Source organism: Bartonella doshiae NCTC 12862 = ATCC 700133 (assembly GCF_000278155.1).
Lineage (GTDB): Bacteria > Pseudomonadota > Alphaproteobacteria > Rhizobiales > Rhizobiaceae > Bartonella > Bartonella doshiae.
Window position 1 is genome coordinate 38945 of record NZ_JH725098.1, and the last position, 521, is coordinate 39465.

Genomic DNA, 521 nt, shown 5'->3' on the forward strand with positions numbered 1-521 from the left:
GCAAGGATTGGCTTCAACATAGCATGGGGTGATGAAACGGAAATAATAAATCATCAGAAATCCGATCGGCTTCTTATCCATGGGGATGTGGCGGGTACCACAACAGTTTATATACAAAGCGATTTGGGGGGGAGAGACAGTGTCGTAAATGCTGCTGCTGTTTCCAATACAAGTGGCGTTTCGCTTATTCAAGTCTCTGGAAATGCCAAAGAAGACTCTTTTAAATTAGATAAGGGCTATACCACATTAGGAGGAAAGCCTTATAAATACACGCTAACGGCCTATGGACCAACATCAAGCCATGGGAAAGCCAATAGCGAAAAGAACCTTTTTGGTGAAAAGAACGAAAATTTCTGGGATTTCCGCTTACACAAAGCATTTCTTGACTCAGGCCCTGGTACAGGCCCTGGTACAGGCCCTGGTACCACCGGCCCTGGTACAGGCCCTGGTCTCATACCCGCTCCTGTAGCACAAACAGCAAGCTATATCGTAATGCCCAATGCTCTTTTCACTGCTGGTTT

General features: G+C 46.1%; 1 protein-coding gene. It reads left to right on the forward strand.

Annotation, left to right across the window (positions count from 1 at the left end; all coding sequences use genetic code 11):
- Positions 1 to 521 (forward strand): autotransporter outer membrane beta-barrel domain-containing protein (locus MCS_RS08515; protein ID WP_004857270.1); only part of this gene is annotated, 521 nt, incomplete at both ends.